Origin of the sequence: Flectobacillus longus, assembly GCF_030056705.1 — a bacterium.
GTDB lineage: Bacteria > Bacteroidota > Bacteroidia > Cytophagales > Spirosomataceae > Flectobacillus > Flectobacillus longus.
Genome location: NZ_JASHIC010000011.1, coordinates 159027 through 177714, shown reverse-complemented (window position 1 = coordinate 177714; position 18688 = coordinate 159027). Strand labels below are relative to the sequence as shown.

Below are 18688 nucleotides of genomic sequence, written 5' to 3'. Positions count from 1 at the left end.
CAGGATTAAATCATATCTCATCAACTAGCATTTAAGTTTAACATTAGTTACCTACAATTTCTTTCAATTTAAAAATTAAATCTTCCCATAGTTCAGTCAACTCCTCTTCATCCGAATTTGCAGAATAGTCAATGATTTTTAAATAGGTTGAGCCTGTCAAATCACTAACATCCATTTTGAACTCGAGATAATTATGATCACGGTCGTCGGGGTTAGAAGGGACAAAATCAAACTTTGCGGATTTATTTAATCGTAATTGAGACAATTTGGCAATGTGACTTTCACCATCCCAAACAAAGTCGAAAGTAGAGCTATCCTTCAAAGTTACTTTCTCCGCAAACCACTGTTGCAAACCCGAAGCTGAACTTACGTACGGGAACAAAACTTTAGGAGATGCTCTTAATTCGAACTCAATAACAAACTTGTGCTTACTCATACGCAAGAATTTAAATTTACCTTTTTGGCAAAGGTATAATTATCTAGATAATATGCAAGTATTTATCACATCTTTACACCTACAAGCCGTAAAATAATGCACAAAATACTGATAATCAATTGATTAAAATATCAAACTATAATTTATCCTAAAAAAAATATTTTCACTTTTTTTGCCTTTCATAAGATACTGAATACCAATAAGTAACCATATACGTTACGAATTATTTTCAGAAAAATGCTCTAAATCACTTGCCTTCGATAGAATAATTGTCTAATTTTGCATCACGAAAAACAAGGCGGGGTAGCTCAGATGGTTAGAGCGTTGGATTCATAACCCAAAGGTCGGCAGTTCGATTCTGCTCCCCGCTACAAAATTATTACAATTTGCCCCTTGGCGGGGTAGCTCAGATGGTTAGAGCGTTGGATTCATAACCCAAAGGTCGGCAGTTCGATTCTGCTCCCCGCTACTAAAAAAGCCTTTCTCTCGCAGAAAGGCTTTTTTTTTATAAAAACTTGTAAATTCGCTTCAAAATAGTGTTGTATTTACGAATGATTTATCTCCTATCTGTTTCCCAAATCTTATAGCACATCATGGCAAAACCCGAATTTGATGATATTTATATGGAGTTGGCTGTAAATATCGCCAAACGTTCACATTGTATTAAAGCCCAAGTAGGTGCTGTTTTGGCAAGAGATACTCGCATTATCTCTATCGGATATAACGGTCCACCATCAGGCACACACAACTGTGATGAAGAATTTCCCGAACATGGCTGCGCACGTGATTCAAAAGGAAGCTGCTCTTTGGCACTTCATGCCGAACAAAATGCAATTTTATTTGCTGCCAAAAATGGTTCACAAGTAGATGGAGCAACGTTATATGTAACATTGTCTCCTTGTATTGCTTGTGCAAGAATTATTTTCTCTATGAAAATTAGCAAAGTAGTTTTCCTTGACTCGTATGCACAATATAAAGGATTAGTAGCTGATGAAGGAGTAGATTTTTTGAGGAAGTTTGGCGTAGAAGTGATTCAATATGATAAAAATCGATTATCACATTTGTTTAAATAAACAAAAAAGTCGCATAGCTCACACTATGCGACTTTTTTGTTTCATGATAATTAATGATGAACACCACCTTCACCATGTACGTGACCATGATCTAGTTCTGATTCTGTGGCTTCTCTTACGCTCAAGATAGCGCCACTGAAAAACATTTCTTTATCAGCCAAAGGGTGATTGAAGTCCATTCTTACAAAATCCTCACCTACTTCGATGATTTGACCTTGAAGACGGTTTCCACGATCATCAGTCATTGGAAGAAAATTACCTACTTCTAACATCTCTTCAACATGTTCACCATCAACTTTAAAAATATCTTTTGGTAAATCTACTACAGCCGAAGCATCGTATTCACCGTATCCTTCTTCAGCAGGAATCGAGAATTCAAAAGTATCTCCAGCTACAAGGCCAGCTATTTTATCTTCGAAAGCTTCTGGCAAACCACTCATGCCGTGGATAAATACCATTGGGTGCTCCTGCTCTACTGTTTCTACTAACTCACGGTCACCATTTTTGTCTGTCACTGTTAATTGGTAAGTCAATGACACAACTTTAGCGTTTGAAATTTGCATTATATCTAAGTGTTTGGTACCGATGCGAATATATACTAAAACAAGTTATTCCTGTCATCGGCAAGAGTTATAACCTGTTTGAAAGAATCTGGAAGAGTCTTCGTTTATTTTACAAACGTAATCTTTTTTCCTTAACTTTATAAGGTATCAACATCAAAATTCTGTAAAAAGTTGAATTACTTATCACATATATATTTATCTGGGGATAATGAAGACATTATTCTTGGTAATTTTTTGGGAGACTATGTGAAAGGTCACCTAAATAAACTACATGATACATCTTATAACAAGGATATCATTTTGGGTATAGCCCTGCATCGTCGAATTGATACTTTTACCGACCAGCATCCTATCGTAAAACAAAGTATGAGTAGAATAAGACATCGATACCATAAATTTTCAGGTATCGTGATTGATATGTTCTATGATCATATTTTTGCGAAAAACTTTCATCATTTTTCAACCATTGAATTAGACGTTTTTAGTGCTAATTTTTATCAAATACTCCAAAAGCGAGAAGATGACCTTCCTGCGGCACTCGATAGAATGATTATCTCGATGACCTCAAGAGATTGGCTGACTAATTATGCCAATTTAGAAGGACTAAAATGGTCTTTAAAAGGTATTTCTTCACGTCTGAAATATGAATCAGACATTGAGAATGCTACCGAAATATTAACTACACAGTATCAGGAATTTGAAGATGATTTTTTTCAATTTTTTCCAGAAATACAAGCTCATTGTCAAAAATTCATAGAGAATCCAGTTTATTAAGATACCTTGAAATTAATCTTGAACGCTAAGTTAACTGTTAGAAATCGAGCATTTGATATTGTATCTTTGTAAAAGTAAGTATCAAAGCCAACCAAATGTCATGCCCAAATTATTTGCAGAAGTATTTAAAGAAGTAAAGAAAAAACATTTTCACCCTATTTATTTACTCCACGGTGACGAGCCGTATTTTATTGACAAAGTAGTAGACTTCATCGAAGAAAACGCCTTATCGGCTGCCGATAAGGGCTTCAATCAGTATATTATCTACGGCAAAGACCATACTGTACCCAGTATTATGTCGTATGCCAAGCGATTTCCGATGATGTCCGACAAGCAAGTGGTTATCGTAAAAGAAGCGCAGAGCATTCAAGGAATCGAGCAAAAAGATATGCAATCGGTACTTGAAAGCTATGCCAAAAACCCCTTAGCATCGACTATCTTGGTTTTGGCAAGCAAGGATTCAGTTGACGAACGAAAAGCATGGGTCAAAGCAATAGATCAATCGGGATTGGTCATGACCTCCAAAAAGATGTATGACAACAAAATACCTGATTGGGTAATTGAGTATTGTCATGAATCTGGCGTAAAGATCAGTCCAAAGGCCGTACAGATGCTTGTAGAGAATGTAGGGAATGATTTAAAGCGTTTGGCTTCAGAAATAGATAAGATTGTTATTAATCTCAAAATTGACGAAGAAATCAATGCCTCCGTAGTAGAACGCTTTGTAGGAATTAGTAAAGAGTATAACTATTTTGAATTTCAAAAAGCCCTCATACAAAGGGATGTGCTGAAAGCGAATCAAATTGTACAGTTTTTCGCTTCCAATCCGAAAGACAATCCATTGCCTCCAATGATACTTTTGATGTACAATTTCTTTAGTAAGGTACTTCTTGCCCACACGCATACCGATAAGTCAGATAAGGGCTTGGCAAGCTTCCTAGGAATTAATCCATTCTTTGCCAAAGATTACGTGCAAACCATCAGGAATTACAATTTACCCAAAGTCATACAAATCATTCACGACATCAAACAAATAGAGCTACAAGCCAAAGGAATAGAATCTAGCTCAAGCTCTGATGGCGATAAATTAAAGGAGATAACGTTTCGTATTTTGCATTAAAGCATTTGTTGAGAAAACAGAACAAAAACTTTAACAGAATCTCCAACATCCTTTCTTCAAATCGAAAAAGTCGAAGAATTGGTTGGTCTTAAACTTAATTATGATTATGAGGACCATTTGCTAAAATACAATGGAGGGTATTGTACTCCCAACGTTTTTAGTTTCAATGAAAATGGAACTTGGACAAGGTCTTCTATTGATTGGTTTCTTGCTATTTATGACGGAAAAGCTGATAATTTAGAAGTTTATATTAGAAACTTTAAAATAGATGAAAAGCGTTTACCTAGCCATATATTACCAATAGCGCATGATCCTGGAGGGAATTTAATTTGTATATCTTGTAGTTCCAGTGATGAAGGATATGTGTATTTTTGGGATCATGAAAATGAAGTAGACTACAGTATAGAGGATGATCAGAATTATGATAATTTATACTTAGTAGCAAAAAGTTTTGGTGAATTTTTAGATGGATTAAAGGATTCTAATGAATAAAGATTTTTATTTATCCTAAACTGATCCAGTTCTATGAATTATGGCAAAACAAAAAAGGTTCAGAGAAATCTCTGAACCTTTTGGTGATCCCGCTGGGACTCGAACCCAGGACCCATACATTAAAAGTGTATTGCTCTACCAACTGAGCTACGGAATCGTGTGATTTGGCACGTAGCCGCTTCACTATATATAAAAATGCCCCACTCTGGAGGCGAAGGGAAGATTTGTCACTGACAATCTTCGTGATCCCGCTGGGACTCGAACCCAGGACCCATACATTAAAAGTGTATTGCTCTACCAACTGAGCTACGGAATCAGTACCCATTTTTTACAATTTACATCGTAAAAACTAAGTCAAAAAATTTACTCTAAAATATCTATCGTGCTAGACATCTCGGTGATCCCGCTGGGACTCGAACCCAGGACCCATACATTAAAAGTGTATTGCTCTACCAACTGAGCTACGGAATCAGTACTCATTTCTTACAATTTGCATCGTAAAAACTAAGTCAAAAAAAATTACTGTAAAATATCTATCGTGCTAGACATCTCAGTGATCCCGCTGGGACTCGAACCCAGGACCCATACATTAAAAGTGTATTGCTCTACCAACTGAGCTACGGAATCGGTACTCATTTTCTACAATTTACATCGTAAAAACTAAGTCAAAAAATTTATTCTAAAACATCTATCGTGCTAGATATCTCGGTGATCCCGCTGGGACTCGAACCCAGGACCCATACATTAAAAGTGTATTGCTCTACCAACTGAGCTACGGAATCGTTGCATATAAGAAGCGTTTTCAGTATTTTTGTTGTTCTGTTTCGTTTTCCTTAATTGCGGTGCAAAACTACTATTTCTAGAAACATAATGCAAGCCATCCATCTAAAAAAAGTTATATTTTTTTTATTTTTCTTCGTTACGATTCCGCAACTTTCTAGGTGTCTGGACAATACAGCATCACTAAAAAAAGCAGATTCTTTATACAAAATTCAAAATTATGGTGCAGCCGAGAGGATTTTTGAACGAGAATTGACAAAATTGGAACATCCGTCGCATATCATTTTCTTAAAGCTTGCCAAAATCAATGAGCAAAAAAGAGACTATTTGAGAACACTTTATTACCTAAATAAGTCTTTTGAGATAAGTCCGAATGATAAAATTCTTTCAAAACTCTACACAATTGCACAAGAACACGAATTAAAAGGGTACGAATTAAATGATTTTAATTTCTTAATATTGGTCTACAAAACCTATTCTGGATTTTTGGTGGCGTTAATGTTGGTGATAGGATTATATGTTTTTATCGTATTGATTGGCAAAAAATACAGACATGAATATATTCCTACATCTCAAAAAGTCATTTTAGGAATTTATTTAATTGGCGTTTGGACCTTATTGAATCTGCCAGACAAATACCATCAAGGTATTATTAATGCCAATCATGTAATTTTAAGGAAAAGCCCATCGGCAGGAGCACCCGTCGAATATGTCATTAACAAAGGGCATCGCCTTAATATTATTGGAGGAAGTGATATTTGGAAAAGAGTTTTTTGGGAAGACCAGCTTTTGTATGTCAAGCAAACTGATCTTTGGCAGGTGGAATAAGTAATGATTGAATGAGTGATTTTAAGATAATCACTCATTCAATCAATTCAGAAGGACTCCTGTTTATGAGTTCCTTTTTAGAGGAGAATCTTTTTCCTTAGCGAGAGTATTAAAAACAAGCTTATCTGTCAAAGAAGGTAAAAACTTATTCAGAAATACCGTAAGCTTACCCTGAGCGGTCAAAATGAGTTCTCTCTTACGATTCTTCACAGCTTTAAGAATAAGGGCTGCAACCTCCTCGGCTGACATCATATTTCCCTCATCACGCATACTTTCACCTTTGGTTTGTCCGTCGCTACCCAAAGATGCAAATCTAATGTTAGAAGCCGTAAAACCAGGGCAAGCAGTCAACACATGTACACCTTCATGAAGCAATTCTGTTCGAAGTGCCTCCAAAAAGCCATTCATGGCAAATTTTGAGGCCGAATAACCAATCCTAACTGGCAATCCACGATATCCAGCAATCGACGAAATTCCTACAATAGAACCTTTCGCCTTTTTGATATAAGGTAAAGCATATTTAGTAGCATACACAGTTCCATAGAAATTAATATCCATGACCTTTTTGATAACCTCTACCTCACAATCCTCAAACATAGAACGCATCGAAATGCCAGCATTATTGATAAGAATATCAATTCTACCATATTTGGCAACTGTTTGGTCTACTACCTTTATGTTATCCTCCTCGAGGCTTACATCAGAAACAATAGCTAGGTTATCTATCCCTGCTGCACTAAGCTCTTTGCTAGTTTCATCCAAAGGAGCTTGCTTACGTCCAGTGATTACAACTTTTGCACCTTCATTGCCAAAAGCAAAAGCCATTGCTCTACCAATACCCGACGATGCCCCAGTAATAATGACTACTTTATCTTTCATAATACTATATCTATACTTGTGTTTAAGATTTTCAAAATTAGGGATTAATTAGCAAAATACATTTTTTAGTTTAGATGTACTCCAAAGATTTCGATTTATGTGGGTCTTTTTTGTAATTTTGCAACCTTATGAGAAAAAAGCACAAAGAAAATATCATTTTTGAAAATGTCTTGGTAGAAGATTTTGCTGCTGAGGCAAAATGTATCAGTCGTGTCGAGGATAAAGTTATTTTTATCGACGGACCTGTGGCTCCTGGCGATTATGCTGATTTACGCATTACGAAATCGAAAAAAAGCTACTATGAAGCGACAGCTCAAAATATAAAGCCAAGTTCCCCATACAGAACTCAAACGATCTGCGATCATTTTGGCACTTGTGGTGGCTGTAAATGGCAACATATTGACTACGCAACCCAATTGTCATTTAAAACTAAGCAAGTGACTGATGCCTTGGAAAGAATCGCCAAAGTAGATCTTCCTAACATCAATCCTATCTTAGGTTCTGGAGAAACATTCTATTATAGGAATAAATTAGAATATACTTTCTCTCAAAACCGTTGGTTAACCATTGAGCAAATTCAGTCAGGTGAAGAGTTTTGTCGTAATGCCTTGGGATTTCACGTACCAAAGCGCTACGACAAAATTTTACATGTAGACCACTGCTATTTGCAACCAGACCCTTCGAATCAAATTCGTAATGCTTTGCATGAATTAGCTCAAAAACATCAAATTGATTATTATGAGCAAATCAAGCAAGAAAAAGGCGCCTTACGTAATTTGATAATTCGTACTGCTACAACAGGCGACTTGATGGTAATTGTTCAGTTTGCCTACGCTACTGAAGAGCAAATTAGCTTGGTGATGGAATTTTTGGATGCGAACTTCCCTCAAATCACGTCGTTAAACTACATTATCAATACTAAAGGAAATGACACTTTCTTTGACTTAGAGGTAGTTAACTACAAAGGATTGCCATACATTGTAGAAGAAATGGAAGGCTTAAAATACAGAGTTGGACCAAAATCTTTTTACCAAACCAATTCTAAACAAGCGTATGAATTATACAAAATTACGCGTGATTATGCTGGATTGACTGGTTCTGAGTTTGTCTATGACCTTTATACGGGAACTGGGACAATTGCCAACTTTGTCGCTAGACAGGCCAAGAAAGTAATTGGATTAGAATATGTGGAAATGGCTGTTGAAGATGCGAAGGTAAACTCACAAATTAATGGCATCAACAACACGGAGTTTTATGCAGGTGATATGCGTAAGCTTTTGGACGATTCATTTATTGATGCTAAGGGACGTCCAGACGTTGTAATTACTGACCCTCCACGTGCAGGTATGGATGAACCAGTGGTTCAGACACTCTTAAATGCCGAACCACACACGATTGTGTATGTAAGTTGTAATCCAGCTACTCAAGCTCGTGATTTGGCTTTACTAGACTTAAAATACCGTGTTGAAGCTGTACAGCCAGTAGATATGTTCCCACAAACTCACCACGTAGAGAACGTTGTGAAATTGGTGAAGAGATAGAGGTTTAATTTAGTGAGTTGTGATTGAGTGATTTGTGATTATTTTTAGATTAAGAACATATTCAAGATTAGGCTTATTCACCAAATTTTTAATACATTAAAAAAAGGGGGCGAAAACAATTTTCGCCCCCTTTTTTGATATTATATTTCAGAATAACATCTCTTAAAATAATCACTCATTCACTCAATCGCAACTCACTCAATTTTAGAATGGAACATCTTGATTTGGTGGAGTTGTACCAAACGATGGCATTTCTCCTCCTCCAGATTGGAAGTTATTCATTTTACTACCTACTGTTCTCGCTCCGCCTTCAAATGTTGTCATTGTATCAGGAACAGCTGCAAAAGATTGTAGAGAATCTCCGCTGGTAAAGCTTGAATAATCTGTAGCATCCAAATCACAATATTTTGTGTACTTGCCAATAAATCTCAACTGAACAGTATCTAGAGAGCCTGCACGGTTTTTAGCAATAATCAACTCTCCCATTCCTGCAATCGACTGCCCATTTTCATCTTGCGTAATACCGTAATATTCTGGACGATAAATAAACATTACCATATCCGCATCTTGCTCGATTGACCCAGACTCACGTAAATCGGATAATTGTGGCTTTTTATCTCCTCCACGAGTTTCTACTGCACGGCTCAACTGCGAAAGTGCAATTACAGGCACATCTAGCTCTTTAGCAAGTTGTTTCAAGGAACGAGATATTGTGGCAATTTCTTGTTCACGGTTTCCTCCTCCTTTTCCTCCTGTATCGCCCGACATCAATTGCAAGTAGTCAATCACAATCATCTGTATATCGTGTTGGGCTTTCAAACGACGAGCTTTAGCTCTGAGTTCAAGAAGTGACAACGCTGGGGTATCATCAATAAAAATTGGGGCATTAGTTAAACGACCAATTTTTGCATGTAATTGCGCCCATTCGTGAGGAGCCAAATTACCTTTTCTTAGTTTTTCAGATTCTAATTCAGCTTCTGATGAAATCAAACGATTGACAAGCTGAACAGAGGACATTTCCAAAGAGAATACCGCTACTGCTTGACCAAAATCCACCGCTGCATTACGACAAGCAGAAAGAATCAAGGCTGTTTTACCCATACCGGGGCGAGCAGCGATAATAATTAATTCTGTTTTTTGGAAACCTGAAGTAATTCTATCCAAAGCACTAAATCCAGAAGGAACTCCCGTAAGACCATCCTTCTGATTTTTCTTCATTTCTAATTCCAACAAGGCTGCTCGCATGATTTGCGACATATCCGAGTAGTTTTTACGAATATTAGCCTCCGAAATTCTAAAAAGTTCTTGTTCTACCCTATCCAACAACTGAAATACATCTGTTGTATCCTCATAAGCCATCTTCTGGATTTCAGAAGATACTGTAATCAATTGTCGTTTTAATGAATGTTCTACTACAATGCGCGCGTGAAATTCGATATTGGCAGCTGAGTTAACTCTTTGAGTTAATTCGGCAAGGTACGAAACTCCACCAGCCATTTCAAGTTCACCATTTGTACGAAGTTGATTAGTTACTGTAAGCAAATCTATCGGCTCAGACGCAGCAAAAAGCTGAGTAATGGCGCCATATATTCTTTGGTGTGCTTCTTTATAAAATGAGTCAGGTTTTAAAATGTCTACCACTGCGGTAAGAGCATCCTTCTCAATCATCAAAGCCCCAAGCACAGCTTCTTCCAAATCGACTGCTTGAGGTGGTATTTTACCCAAACCTGTATCCAGCCAACGATTGGTCGCAGATATTCGACCTCCAGCAAAATTGGAGGGCTTTTTAAAGGTATTATTTCTGTTTGACTGTTCCATTAATACAATTTTACAAATATTTTCTCACATTACCACAATCCCATTTTGCAAAAAAAACCTAAGGGTTTGATTTACAGAGTCAAAAAAAAACTTAGAATTAATCTTATAAGAATCGAACACAAACAAGCGTTATTTTTGTTAGATTAGTACTTTCTAATACTAAATCATCGATTAACATTTATTCATTTTTAGATTTGACAGAAAAAATAATTACACTCGAAGACGTTGAGTTGGTTGGTTTCCTTGGCGTTGAAAACAGCAATATCAAAGTAGTAGCTGAAGCTTTTCCTCAAAGTAAACTTATCTCCAGAGGTAACGAAATCACCATCAGAGGTTCTATTTCTGATATTGTCAAGATTACCGAAATTATAGATTCGATGGTTGTGCATTTTCAGAAGTACGGCAAAATTACAACAGAACAAGTAAAAACGTATCTTTCTAGGGATAAGAATAATGAAGAAGAGGCACCTGTAATCTTAAAAGAGGACGATGATGTCTTATTGTACGGCACCAAAGGCGTGGTTATTCGTGTAAAGTCGCCCAACCAAAAGAAGCTCATCGATGCCGCTGCCGAAAATGACATCGTATTTGCGATTGGCCCTGCGGGTACAGGTAAAACTTATACAGCGGTTGCCCTTGCGGTAAAGGCGCTCAAAAATAAGGAAGTCAAAAAAATTATTATTACTCGCCCAGCAGTTGAAGCAGGTGAAAATTTAGGCTTTTTACCCGGTGATTTAAAAGAAAAAATTGACCCATATTTACGTCCAATTTATGATGCTTTAGACGATATGATTCAACCTGAAAAGTTGAAGTTCTTTATCGAGAACCGTGTTATTGAAATTGCACCTTTGGCTTATATGCGTGGGCGTACCTTGAACAACGCATTTGTATTGTTGGATGAGGCACAAAACACTACTCCTATGCAAATGAAAATGTTCCTGACTCGTATGGGCGTAAATTCGAAAGTGATAATCACAGGTGATAAATCACAGATAGACTTACCTACCAAAGTAAAGTCTGGATTAGTGGAAGCAACCAAAATTTTGCAGGGCATCAAGGGTATTTCTTTTATTGAACTTGATGGTAAAGATGTTGTACGTCACCGCTTGGTAAGAGACATCATTATGGCTTACGATAAAGCTGATGCAGAAAAAGAAGCCCAAAAATCTCATTCATCTTTCCAAAAATGAAAAAAAGCATTTTAAGTACACTAGCTGTTATCTTTTCATACACCACATTTGCTCAAAGCAAATGTGGTGTTGTATTTCAGGACTCTCTGAATCAAAGCATTAACCAAAAATGGTTACAACAAAAAAGTAATTTTGAATACCAAGTTCAGCAATATACCAACGCCTTAAAGGCCTCAAGGACTAATGCATATTCGACTATCCGTATTCCTGTTGTAGTTCATATTATCCATAATACGGCTAGTAAAATCATTGGTGGAAATAACAATATTAATATCAGTGACGAACAAGTTTTATCACAGATTCAGACCCTAAACGAAGATTACCGTAAAAAAGAAGGTTCAGCTGGCTATAATACTAATCCTATTGGAGCAGACATGCAGATTGAATTCTTTTTGGCAGACTCAATTGCTACAGGTGAAACTACCAAAGGGATTACCAGACATTATACCAGCATAGCTGGATTTGATATTATTAAAGAATTGAGTTCGATTACAGCTTTTTCAAAATGGAATCCCTACAAATATTTGAATATCTATGTAGTGAAGAGTGGCACTACCGCCACACCTCTCACTATTGGCTATTCGGGTTTTCCATTTGATGCCTATCTACCTGGACTTGTACCCAATACTACCGAAGCAGCCGAACAACAAATATTTGATGGTGTAGTCATAGATTATCGTTATTTTGGTAAATGTTGTGGGACTATTAGCACAACCTATAACATGGGCAGAACCACCACCCATGAAGTTGGTCACTGGTTGGGCTTATTACATCCTACAGGCGATGTTCGTTGCGGTACAGATTATTGTGATGATACTCCAACGATTGAGAGCCTAAACGCTGGCTTTACTTGCAACAAAATGACCTCCACATGTGATGGCATTACAGTTACCAATCAAATTGAGAATTATATGGATTATTCTCCTGATGTATGTATGAGTCTTTTTACAAATGATCAAAAGATACGGACCAGAGCAGCCTTAGAATTAAGCTATCGAAGAAAATCATTGGTTAATAATTCGACCATTGTACCTGAGAGTAACACTTTACAAGTAAGCATTGACCCTAATCCTGTCAAGAGCAACGCCAACGTAAAGGTGCAGTTTAGTGGAACCGAGAATATCACGATGCAACTCATTTCTGAAAATGGAAATACCTTAAATGAGTACAACTATCAAAGTGTTACCTCCAACTACTACTTAATTAATACCTCCAGCTACGCAAATGGCATGTATTTTCTAAGAGTAAATACCTCCAAGGAAACTAAAGTACTGAGAATGTTTATCTTAAAATAACAAAAGCCCTCTATGATACAGTCTTCATGGAGGGCTTTTGTACTTTTATTGAAAATTTTCATAATTTAATTAAACAATGTTTTTTTACTTGATGTTATCTACACAAACGGAAAGAGTATGGAAAAATCAGAAAAAATCAAACAGGCCTTTATTGAACATTTTTTAGAAAATGGTTCTCACCCAGCTTCGGTGTATGCTTTTACCAAAAAGTTAAAAATGAAGGAAGTAGAATTTTATGAATACTATAATTCATTTGAACTACTAGAAAGCAGTATTTGGCTGGACTTCTTTAAGGATACAGTTACACGAATCGAAAGTGATTCTATCTATGCAGGCTATTCTGTAAGAGAAAAACTTTTAGCTTTTTACTACACTTGGATAGAGGTTTTGAAAGAAAATAGAAGTTATGCCTCACAAACTTGGAGGTTGATTGACAAGCGTAAGTTAAAAACGCCTACTTTTTTAACAGACCTAAAAACAGCTTTCAAAGATTTTACACGAGATTTAGTTTTAGAAGGAAAAGAAAGTAAAGAAGTACAACCTAGAAAATACTTGGACGAGCGCTACCCTGATGCTTTATGGCTTCAGCTTTTGATGATTTTGGATTTTTGGGTAAAAGACCGCTCTAAAGGTTTTGAACAAACAGACGCAATGATCGAAAAAGCTGTGAATACCTCATTTGATTTAATGGCTAGCTCTGCATTGGATTCTGTGTTAGACTTTGCTAAATTTTTGTATCAAAATCGTTAATGCTAATTCGATTAAAGAATTAGTGCCTTTTTTATGAAAGAACAAAATTCGATACCTACCTCCAAAGTAGCACGCGCTACTCAGTTTGTAAAGACAGGCGTAAAAATTGGAGGTAATTATCTCAAGCATAATGTCAAAAAAATAATTGACCCTACTACTCCTAGAGAAGAGTTACATCAAGAAAATGCTGAAGACATCTATGAGTCACTGAGCGAATTGAAAGGCTCAGCTCTGAAGGTAACACAAATGCTAAGTATGGACAAGGGGCTATTACCAAGAGCCTATCGTGAGAAATTTGCGATGTCACAATATTCAGCGCCTCCGCTGTCGGGGCCATTAGTGGTAAAAACTTTCAAAAAGCATTTCAAAAAATCGCCAAGTGAGCTTTATGATAAGTTTGACTTGAGTGCTTCTAATGCAGCCTCTATCGGGCAGGTTCACAAAGCTGAACTTAATGGAAAACAACTAGCGGTTAAAATTCAGTACCCTGGTGTTTCGGAAAGTATTGGCGCTGACCTACGAATGGTAAAACCTATCGCTGTTGCGATGTTTGGTCTCAACGACAAGGATGTAGAAAGATACATGGGAGAGGTACGTGAACGATTGCTTGAAGAAACCAATTATGTTTTGGAGTTAGAACGTTCGGTAGAAATTTCGAAAGCGTGTGCTCATATCCCCAATGTATTTTTTCCGAAATATTATCCAGAATTTTCGTGTGATAAAATTCTGACGATGGACTGGCTTGAGGGCTTACACATGAAAGAATTTTTGGATACAAACCCGTCACAAGCAATCAGAAATCAAATTGGGCAAGCATTATGGGATTTTTATGATTATCAAATTCATACTTTACGTCAAGTTCATGCAGACCCTCATCCAGGAAATTTCTTAATGCGTGAAGATGGCACAATGGGTATAATCGATTTTGGTTGTATCAAGGTTATTCCAGATTTGTTTTACGACAACTATTTTGCTCTAATTAATTTCGACACGCTCGAAGATGAACAAAAAATGAATTCTATTTTCAAAACATTAGAATTCATTGTATCATCAGATTCGAAAGAAGAATCCGAGTTCTTTTCAAAATTATTTAAAGAGATGATTTACTTGCTCGGTCGTCCATTTGGAGAAGACACATTCGATTTTGCCGATGATAGTTATTTTGAGCAGGTATATTTATACGCAGAAAAGCTTCAGAAGCTTGACGAATTAAGAAATTCAAAAGTAGCGAGAGGTTCACAACACGGGCTTTATATCAATCGAACCTATTTTGGTTTGTATTCACTTTTGAACGAGCTAAGAGCAGAAGTAACCATTACGAAGCCTGATTGGCTTAAATCTCAAAAACTTAAAGGAGCATTTGTATAAACAAAAATAGCGTTGATTTCTCAACGCTATTTTTGTTTTGTACTTAGAACGGCAAATCTTCGTCTTCACTAAATGACGGCAAATCTACTGATGATGCTTGTGGTGTAGCAGGACGTTGCGCTGGCGCTTGATAGGTATTAGGCGCTGAAGCAGTAGCCGACGACTCCGATGCAAGTTCAATACGATAAGCTCTCAAGTCTGTGTACCAACGATCGTTGTATTCTCTAGATTCTACACTAAAAGTTACTTTAAGTTTATCACCCAAAGCAAATTGCTTCAAATCAGCAGTACGATCACCCCATGCCGAGAAGCAAGCTTTTTTAGGATATTGTTCTTGTGTTTCAACAACAAATTCTTGTTTTACCCACTGACCATTTTTACCGCTTCCTGTCTGTTCAGGTTGTACTTTAATCAAAGTACCTTCTAATTCTAATGCCATCAAAAAAAAAGTTTAAAAATAATATGCTAATTTAATTTCTGATTTTCAAATACTTAAAAAAATCCTACATTTTTTATTTAAAAAAAGTGATTAGTACTATTTTGCTTTGTCAATTTATCTCTCTACTTTTGCATCATCAAAGTACAAGGCGATGTGGTGGAATTGGTAGACACGCTACTTTGAGGTGGTAGTGCGGGTAACCGTATGGGAGTTCGAGTCTCCCCATCGTCACAAGCGTTCTGAGAAATCAGAACGCTTTTTTTATGTCTAAAGTACAAAAAAAGCCTCTCAAAATAGAGAGGCTAGTCAACTTCTGTTTATTTTATTTTACTCTTTTTCATATCTGCTTTTTGGTAATTTTCTTTAAGTCTTCTAAATTTCTCTTTTTGGTCTTCTATCTTTGTATAATAGTCGATATGCTGTTGCTTCCAGCTAAAAATTGTAGAAATTGGAATACCTTTCTCACGTGCTATAGAGTTCATGCTTTTGCCTGTTAGCATTTCATTGAGTATCTCAAAAATCAAATCGCTTGGGTACTTAATTCTCATCTTATCTTAGTGGGTTATAATGGACAAACAAATATCTTAGGTTGACCTATCATAACTCATAACCCAAAAGATTTTTATATGACGATTCAGACAGAATATAAGCTTTGGGTTATCTATAACAAAAAAGGCACTCACAAGTGAGTGCCTTTTGGAGTTGTGTCAGTTTTTAAACTCCCCTTCAGACATAGCTTTATAGTATGTCTCTTTTAGGCGTTTGAATTTTGCTTTTGTCTGTTCCTCCGTGTCTTGGGGCTCTTCAGCAATTTGTTGTTTCAAGACATTTATATAGGAGGTAGAATTACGAATTTTCTCTGCCAATTCTGGAAAGTTGTACTGATTATACTCTGAGTTTGACTCGGAATCATTTTCTTCGGGTTCGTAAAAGTTTTCTCTCGACATTGGGTTTAGGCTTAAATTGTCCTAGTTTTTTAAAACGTATTCTATGAATTGCGAAATTGATTTTTTCTCAATAGGTTTTTCTAAATAACCTAAAACATCAAAATATTGTAGCTCGTTACGATAATGAAAATAATCATTGGAAGAAGTTATTACAACGAACAAATTTTGTGGCGGTTGTTCTTTTAATATCTTCAACACTTCTATTCCATTCAAGATTGGCATTTCAATATCTAAAAGCATTAAAACTTTAGATTGCTTGAGCACTTTCAACAAATCAAGGGCTTCTTGTCCGTTATTAGCTTCAAAAATCTCACATGTAAAATGTTTGAGAATTCCACGAATAGCAAACCGATTAAATTTCAAATCATCAACAATTATGACGGCAAGCGATTGATTCATTTGTCGAATTCAGTAATATATTCAATAATTCAATTTATAGGAGCGAAACGTATGGCTGACTGCTGAAATATAATATAATTTTGTAAGAAATACAATGAGCAATATTCATTTCTATTTGTTCTTACTTCGACCAATTAGAGATTTGTGAACAGGCTAAAGTCTTATTTTTGATATAGAAGCGCCTTATCAACTTCTTTTATTACTTGTTCAAAATGAGCTGTATTATTAACATAATCCAAATCGTTTACATCAATTACCAAGAGCTTGCCTTCGGTATAACCATTCACAAATTCTTCATAATGGTCATTCAAATCTGCTAAATATTGGTGTGAAATATTGGCTTCGAAGTCACGACCACGCTTTTCGATTTGACGAACTAATTTTGGTAAATCGGCTTTCAAATAAATAGTCAAATCTGGAGCTTTAACAGTTTGCATCATCAAATCAAAAATACCACGATAAGTACCGTAATCATTTTCGCTCATAATACCTGTTTTGTAAAGGTTCATCGCAAAAATAAAAGCATCTTCATAAATAGTACGATCTTGAATAATACGGCGGTTAGAACGCTGTATTTGCATCACTTGTTCGTAACGACTTTTCAAAAAATACATTTGTAAATGAAAAGCCCAACGGGGCATGTCCGAATAAAACTCTGCTAAGTAAGGATTTCCTTCTACTGCTTCGAAAAGCACTTCCCAACCAAAATGCTCTGCCAATTTGCTGGCTAAAGTGGTTTTTCCTGCGCCAATATTTCCTGTAACTGCTATGTGCATAAAATGAAAATGATGATGAGATATGAATTCTTGTGCGAGGTCCATTTCGCACTCGAGAAATAACGTTTTTCTTTTTTAAAACGGTGCAAAGGTCTATTTTTTTACCTCAAAATCCAAACTCATCACATCAAGGATGGTTCAATCATTTTGTGACATTGCTATAACTTAATTATCTTTGCAACTTAAATCATTTTTTTAATCTGTAACTCATGTTGAAGATGAAGCCATACAGAGTGCTTTTATATTACAATTATACTCCTATTCCTAATACTGAGGAATATAGAGAAATTCACCACTTATATTGTATCGAGAACAACCTCTTAGGTCGTATTATCGTAGCGTCGGAAGGCTTAAACGGAACTGTTTCTGGTTTAGTTGAAGATTGTGAAAAATACATGAATTGGTTGCAAAACGACCCAATTTTTGCTGGAAGCGATTTCGACTTCAAAGTAGAGGAGCATGACACACATGCTTTTGCCAAATTGCACGTTCGTGTCAAAGAAGAAATCGTTAATTCAGATTTACCAGTAAATCCTCGTGTTAGAACAGGAAAGCATCTTGAACCTGCGGATTTTAAGGAATTATTGAAAAATGACCCTGATGTTGTTTTGGTAGATATGCGCTCAAATTATGAGCATTCGGTTGGAAAGTTTAAAGGTGCTGTAACTTTCGATATGGAAACCTTGCGTGAACTTCCTGACCATGTTCATGAAATTGAACACTTGAAAGACAAGAAAATCATTACTTATTGTACAGGTGGCATCAAATGTGAAAAAGCCTCAGCATATTTGATTGAAAGGGGTTTTGAAAATGTATATCAATTACATGGAGGAATTATTAAATATGGCTTAGAGGAAGGTGGAGAGGATTTTGAGGGTAAATGTTATGTTTTTGATAATCGTGTCACGACATCTGTCAATACTGTAAATCCTGAGGTTATTTCAAAATGTCATATTTGCGAAACCATTAGTGACCACATGGTGAATTGTGCTAACCCAGAATGTAATGAGCATGTACCGATTTGTCCTAGCTGTTTAGAAAAAATGGAAGGTGCTTGTTCTGAAGAATGTAAAAGTCATCCTCGCAAACGCCCATATAATCCTTCTGGTTATTACAGCAAACAATCTGATAATTATTCGCCAGAATTTGGATTTAAAAGTCGTCAGAAAACAAACGTAGATTATTCTAGCTTTCAGCTTAGTGCAGAATAATTAAAATTT

The 18688-nt window shown here is 36.2% G+C and carries 19 protein-coding genes, 8 tRNA genes and 1 pseudogene; 14 read left to right on the top strand and 14 right to left on the bottom strand.

Annotated elements, in window-relative coordinates; genetic code table 11:
* Positions 1-43: 43 nt before the first annotated feature.
* Positions 44-436: an START-like domain-containing protein gene (locus tag QM491_RS09730; RefSeq protein WP_095165263.1), complete on the bottom strand. Its 393-nt coding sequence runs from the start codon at positions 434-436 to the stop codon at positions 44-46.
* 297 nt (positions 437-733) lie between these two features.
* Between QM491_RS09730 and QM491_RS09725 the strand changes: the two genes are divergently transcribed.
* From QM491_RS09725 to QM491_RS09715, 3 genes are all read left to right on the top strand, one after another.
* Positions 734-807 (top strand) — tRNA-Met (locus tag QM491_RS09725).
* Positions 808-831: 24 nt separating this feature from the next.
* A tRNA-Met gene (locus tag QM491_RS09720) sits at positions 832-905 on the top strand.
* 124 nt (positions 906-1029) lie between these two features.
* On the top strand, positions 1030-1509 hold the full coding sequence (locus QM491_RS09715) for a deoxycytidylate deaminase (protein ID WP_283327304.1): 480 nt from the start codon (positions 1030-1032) through the stop codon (positions 1507-1509).
* A 50-nt stretch (positions 1510-1559) separates the two neighbouring features.
* On the opposite strand, the gene QM491_RS09710 is transcribed toward QM491_RS09715, so the two are convergent.
* Positions 1560-2072 (bottom strand): FKBP-type peptidyl-prolyl cis-trans isomerase, encoded by a 513-nt coding sequence (locus QM491_RS09710; protein ID WP_283327303.1) that lies wholly within the window; start codon positions 2070-2072, stop codon positions 1560-1562.
* 171 nt (positions 2073-2243) lie between these two features.
* Here QM491_RS09710 and QM491_RS09705 point away from each other — a divergent pair, with 171 nt between their 5' ends.
* The 3 genes and pseudogenes from QM491_RS09705 to QM491_RS09695 form a co-directional block, all read left to right on the top strand.
* Positions 2244-2846, top strand: a complete 603-nt coding sequence (locus QM491_RS09705; RefSeq protein WP_283327302.1) for an acyl carrier protein phosphodiesterase — start codon at positions 2244-2246, stop codon at positions 2844-2846.
* Between the two features lie 100 nt (positions 2847-2946).
* Positions 2947-3966, top strand: coding sequence for a DNA polymerase III subunit delta (gene holA / locus QM491_RS09700; protein ID WP_283327301.1), 1020 nt, complete (start codon positions 2947-2949; stop codon positions 3964-3966).
* Positions 3967-4020: 54 nt separating this feature from the next.
* A pseudogene (locus QM491_RS09695) lies at positions 4021-4458 on the top strand (SMI1/KNR4 family protein); the annotation flags it as partial.
* A gap of 81 nt (positions 4459-4539) precedes the next feature.
* On the opposite strand, the gene QM491_RS09690 reads toward QM491_RS09695, so the two are convergent.
* The 5 genes from QM491_RS09690 to QM491_RS09670 all read right to left on the bottom strand — a co-directional run bounded on the left by QM491_RS09690 (position 4540) and on the right by QM491_RS09670 (position 5240).
* Positions 4540-4615, bottom strand: a tRNA-Lys gene (locus tag QM491_RS09690).
* Positions 4616-4701: 86 nt separating this feature from the next.
* Positions 4702-4774, bottom strand: a tRNA-Lys gene (locus tag QM491_RS09685).
* 82 nt (positions 4775-4856) lie between these two features.
* Positions 4857-4929, bottom strand: a tRNA-Lys gene (locus QM491_RS09680).
* 83 nt (positions 4930-5012) lie between these two features.
* Positions 5013-5085: transfer RNA gene (locus tag QM491_RS09675), tRNA-Lys, on the bottom strand.
* 82 nt (positions 5086-5167) lie between these two features.
* Positions 5168-5240, bottom strand: a tRNA-Lys gene (locus QM491_RS09670).
* 88 nt (positions 5241-5328) lie between these two features.
* On the opposite strand from QM491_RS09670, the gene QM491_RS09665 reads away from it, so the two are divergent.
* On the top strand, positions 5329-6066 hold the full coding sequence (locus tag QM491_RS09665) for a hypothetical protein (protein WP_283327300.1): 738 nt from the start codon (positions 5329-5331) through the stop codon (positions 6064-6066).
* 63 nt (positions 6067-6129) lie between these two features.
* Here the strand turns inward: QM491_RS09665 and QM491_RS09660 are convergent, their stop codons facing one another.
* Positions 6130-6945, bottom strand: coding sequence for an SDR family oxidoreductase (locus tag QM491_RS09660; protein ID WP_283327299.1), 816 nt, complete (start codon positions 6943-6945; stop codon positions 6130-6132).
* A 128-nt stretch (positions 6946-7073) separates the two neighbouring features.
* Here QM491_RS09660 and rlmD point away from each other — a divergent pair, with 128 nt between their 5' ends.
* A complete protein-coding gene (gene rlmD / locus QM491_RS09655) occupies positions 7074-8486 on the top strand; it encodes a 23S rRNA (uracil(1939)-C(5))-methyltransferase RlmD (protein WP_283327298.1) in 1413 nt (470 codons plus the stop codon).
* Positions 8487-8690: 204 nt separating this feature from the next.
* Here rlmD and dnaB read toward each other — a convergent pair whose 3' ends face one another.
* A complete protein-coding gene (gene dnaB, locus QM491_RS09650; RefSeq protein WP_283327297.1) occupies positions 8691-10304 on the bottom strand; it encodes a replicative DNA helicase in 1614 nt (537 codons plus the stop codon).
* Between the two features lie 194 nt (positions 10305-10498).
* On the opposite strand from dnaB, the gene QM491_RS09645 reads away from it, so the two are divergent.
* The 4 genes from QM491_RS09645 to QM491_RS09630 all read left to right on the top strand — a co-directional run bounded on the left by QM491_RS09645 (position 10499) and on the right by QM491_RS09630 (position 14907).
* Positions 10499-11494, top strand: a complete 996-nt coding sequence (locus tag QM491_RS09645) for a PhoH family protein (RefSeq protein ID WP_283327296.1) — start codon at positions 10499-10501, stop codon at positions 11492-11494.
* Complete coding sequence (locus tag QM491_RS09640; RefSeq protein ID WP_283327295.1) at positions 11491-12789, top strand: M43 family zinc metalloprotease; 1299 nt, start codon at positions 11491-11493, stop codon at positions 12787-12789. The genes QM491_RS09645 and QM491_RS09640 overlap by 4 nt, the downstream gene beginning before the upstream one ends.
* Positions 12790-12906: 117 nt before the next feature.
* Positions 12907-13539, top strand: a complete 633-nt coding sequence (locus tag QM491_RS09635) for a TetR family transcriptional regulator C-terminal domain-containing protein (RefSeq protein WP_283327294.1) — start codon at positions 12907-12909, stop codon at positions 13537-13539.
* Between the two features lie 33 nt (positions 13540-13572).
* Positions 13573-14907 (top strand): ABC1 kinase family protein, encoded by a 1335-nt coding sequence (locus QM491_RS09630; RefSeq protein ID WP_283327293.1) that lies wholly within the window; start codon positions 13573-13575, stop codon positions 14905-14907.
* Between the two features lie 43 nt (positions 14908-14950).
* On the opposite strand, the gene QM491_RS09625 is transcribed toward QM491_RS09630, so the two are convergent.
* Positions 14951-15346 (bottom strand): DUF3127 domain-containing protein, encoded by a 396-nt coding sequence (locus tag QM491_RS09625; RefSeq protein WP_283327292.1) that lies wholly within the window; start codon positions 15344-15346, stop codon positions 14951-14953.
* Positions 15347-15493: 147 nt separating this feature from the next.
* On the opposite strand from QM491_RS09625, the gene QM491_RS09620 reads away from it, so the two are divergent.
* A tRNA-Leu gene (locus QM491_RS09620) sits at positions 15494-15577 on the top strand.
* 86 nt (positions 15578-15663) lie between these two features.
* Here the strand turns inward: QM491_RS09620 and QM491_RS09615 are convergent.
* The 4 genes from QM491_RS09615 to QM491_RS09600 all read right to left on the bottom strand — a co-directional run bounded on the left by QM491_RS09615 (position 15664) and on the right by QM491_RS09600 (position 17468).
* Positions 15664-15894 carry a hypothetical protein gene (locus tag QM491_RS09615; protein WP_283327291.1) on the bottom strand — a complete coding sequence of 77 codons (231 nt, stop codon included), beginning with the start codon at positions 15892-15894 and terminating at the stop codon, positions 15664-15666.
* Between the two features lie 159 nt (positions 15895-16053).
* Positions 16054-16293, bottom strand: coding sequence for a hypothetical protein (locus QM491_RS09610; protein WP_283327290.1), 240 nt, complete (start codon positions 16291-16293; stop codon positions 16054-16056).
* Positions 16294-16314: 21 nt separating this feature from the next.
* Complete coding sequence (locus tag QM491_RS09605) at positions 16315-16692, bottom strand: response regulator transcription factor (protein WP_283327289.1); 378 nt, start codon at positions 16690-16692, stop codon at positions 16315-16317.
* 161 nt (positions 16693-16853) lie between these two features.
* Positions 16854-17468, bottom strand: a complete 615-nt coding sequence (locus tag QM491_RS09600; RefSeq protein ID WP_283327288.1) for a deoxynucleoside kinase — start codon at positions 17466-17468, stop codon at positions 16854-16856.
* A gap of 218 nt (positions 17469-17686) precedes the next feature.
* On the opposite strand from QM491_RS09600, the gene trhO reads away from it, so the two are divergent.
* Positions 17687-18679, top strand: coding sequence for an oxygen-dependent tRNA uridine(34) hydroxylase TrhO (trhO, locus tag QM491_RS09595; protein WP_283327287.1), 993 nt, complete (start codon positions 17687-17689; stop codon positions 18677-18679).
* Positions 18680-18688 lie beyond the last annotated feature (9 nt).